Source organism: Ideonella azotifigens (assembly GCF_006519715.1).
In the GTDB taxonomy this organism is placed as follows: Bacteria; Pseudomonadota; Gammaproteobacteria; order Burkholderiales; family Burkholderiaceae_C; genus Ideonella; species Ideonella azotifigens.
The window spans coordinates 1-2578 of the sequence record NZ_VIDT01000727.1 but is presented as its reverse complement, the minus strand read 5'-3'; the positions used below and the strand labels follow the sequence as shown (position 1 = coordinate 2578).

Genomic DNA, 2578 nt, shown 5'->3' with positions numbered 1-2578 from the left:
CATCAGCCGGCTGGGCTTCACCGACGACGTGCAGCCCAGGCTGCAGGGCCCGGCCTTCTACCTGAAGGGCGACGGCGCGCCCGAGGCCCGCTCCTTCGAGGCTTTCGTGGACCAGCTCTCCCACGAGCCGGTCGACGTGGTGGTGATGGGCGCCAGCTATCGCGACTGGGAAGGCGAATGCCGCACGCTGAACGCGTTGCCCAATGTCAATTCCTGCACCACCATCGTGATCCGCGACGCACGCGACGCGGCCGACCCTGATGTGCTGGCCGCGCTGAAGCAAGCCGAGGTGGTGTACTTCCGCGGTGGCGACCAGTGCAACTTCGTGCAGTGGCGCAACAGCCCGATCCCGGCCGCCGTGCAGGCCGTGGTGGAGCGCGGCGGCGGCACCGGTGGCGGCAGCGCCGGGCTGGCGATCCAGGGCTCGCTGGCGGTCTATGACGGCTGCCGCGGCAGCGTCAACTCCTCGCTCGCGCTGGCCGACCCGTACCGCAACAGCGTCAGCTTCACCGAGAACCTGTTCAACTGGCCGGGTCTCGAAAGCACCTTGACCGACAGCCACTTCGTCAAGCGCGACCGCATGGGCCGGTTGCTGGCCTTCCTGTGTCGCCAACTCGGCAGCCGCGAGGTGGACGAGGCCTGGGGCCTGGGCATCAACGAAGGCACGGCCGTGCTGATCGACCGCGACGGCAAGGGCACGGTCTACGGCGACACCGCCTTCGTCGTGCTGGCCGACCGGCCCGGCTACGGCTGCCGCCAGGAAAACGACCCGGTGACCTACACCGGCTACAAGGTCTGGCGCCTGGAGCCGGGCAGCCTGTACGACTTCTCCGAGCGCCCACAGACCGGCTTCTACCGGCTGGACGTGGACCAGGGCGTGGTGCTGAGCCGCAACCCGTACATCGCCCCTGCCTTGAGCGAAGCCCACGCCACAGCCGGCCGGACCCCGGATCGTTTTGGGGGCCTTTGATCAGTCTTGGTGGCGGTGGGCCCAGAGCACGCCCACCATGTCGGCAACCTGCCGGCTCAGTTCGTCCACCACCTCGATGTCCTGCAGCCGCTCGGCGTCGGCAGGGCTGAGTTGGTCCGCGTCGCCGCCCAGAAGCGCCACCGGCACCAGCAGGGGTCCCAGCGCCGGGTCGTCGAACAGCGGTGACCAGGCTTCCGGGTCCAGGTCCACGGCGCTGAGGAAGCCGGCGCACCAGTCCTGCGCGCTGACGTATTCCTTCTCACCCTGCTCGGCCACGCTGAAGATCGGCTGCCAGTCGTCGGGCTTGTCGCGCAGCAGGCAGGCCAGGTTTTGCAGGTGGCGCAGCACCCACACCGTCGCCTGCTTGCGCTTGCGTCCGCTGGGGAACGGTGCATGGCTTTCGCCTTCGGCGTCACCGCCCCAGACCAGCGGCAACCAATCAGCGGTGGCCAGCTTGTCCAGCAGCGGCGGGCCAACCAGCAGCGCGGTCAGGTAGCCGTCCAGGCCTTCGATGTTCATCGCGCCGTCCAGCGGCAGCGCGTGCAGCAGGTCGTCCAGTGCCTGAAGTTCTTCGTCGCTCAGCGGCGTGTTGGCCGATTGCGGGTCATAGCGGGGATAGTCCACAACAGCGCTCCGCTCACCAGCTGCCGGTGTTGGGCATGCTGGCCCAGGGCTCGGCCGGTGGCAGCCGGCCGCCGGCCTGCAGCAGTTCGACCGAGATCTGGTCCGGCGAGCGCACAAAGGCCATGTGGCCGTCACGCGGCGGGCGCAGGATGGTCACGCCATGCTGCTGCAGCCGCTCGCAGGTGGCGTAGATGTCGTCCACCGCGAAGGCCACGTGGCCGAAGTTGCGGCCACCGGTGTAAACCTCCGGGTCCCAGTTGTAGGTCAGCTCGATCTGGGCGTCGTGGTCGCCCGGGGCGGCCAGGTAGACCAGCGTGAAGCGGCCCTGGGCGTGTTCGGTGCGGCGCACCTCTTCCAGCCCCAGCGCGTCGCGGAAAAAGCGCATCGACGCGTCCAGATCCGTGACGCGCACCATGGTGTGCAGGTATTTCATGCCCGCACTGTAATCCGCGCGGCGGCGGCGCTCCAGTTGCCGGGCGGCATGGCCGATATGTGCGGTTGGAGACCCGTCCCCCTGGGCGGAACCGCCGTCACCCGTCGCCATGCACGCCTTGCTCATCCGCCTCTGGCGGCCTTTTTCCCTGTCCGCTGCCAGCGCAATGGCGCTGGCCACGCTGCTGGCCGGCCTGCTGGTCACGGCCGCCGCCGTGTGGCAGCGCCAGGGCCAGCTGGCGGGCGAGGCCAACGCCCGCTACCAGCACCGGGTGGACCGGCTGGCGGGCGAGATCGCGCATCGCTTCGACAGCATTGCCGCCGGACTGCAAAGCCTGCAGGCGCTGCACAGCGCCAGCCATGAGGTCGAAGCGGCCGAATTCGAGCACTTTGTTGGCGACTGGGCGCTGAACGGCACCCTGCCGGGCCTGATCAGCTTCGGCCAGGCCGAACCAGTGCGCCGCGGGCGGCTGGCCGAGTTCATCGTGCACCAGCGCGAGCTGACGCCTGGCTTCGCACTGCGCAGCGACGGCGGCCAGCCGGTGCTGTGGC

4 protein-coding genes are annotated in these 2578 nt (G+C 69.4%); 2 read left to right on the top strand and 2 right to left on the bottom strand.

The features are described 5' to 3' along the window. Positions 1-970, top strand: a 970-nt coding sequence (locus FKP22_RS32845; protein ID WP_375140621.1) for a cyanophycinase, incomplete at its 5' end; no start/stop codon positions are given. Here FKP22_RS32845 and FKP22_RS26880 read toward each other — a convergent pair. Next, positions 971-1594 carry a UPF0149 family protein gene (locus FKP22_RS26880; RefSeq protein WP_141291026.1) on the bottom strand — a complete coding sequence of 208 codons (624 nt, stop codon included), beginning with the start codon at positions 1592-1594 and terminating at the stop codon, positions 971-973. Positions 1595-1607: 13 nt separating this feature from the next. After that, on the bottom strand, positions 1608-2027 hold the full coding sequence (locus FKP22_RS26875; RefSeq protein WP_141291025.1) for a VOC family protein: 420 nt from the start codon (positions 2025-2027) through the stop codon (positions 1608-1610). Between the two features lie 109 nt (positions 2028-2136). Between FKP22_RS26875 and FKP22_RS26870 the strand changes: the two genes are divergently transcribed. Beyond that, the coding region (locus FKP22_RS26870) for a hypothetical protein (RefSeq protein ID WP_211361606.1) at positions 2137-2578 on the top strand (442 nt) is incomplete at its 3' end.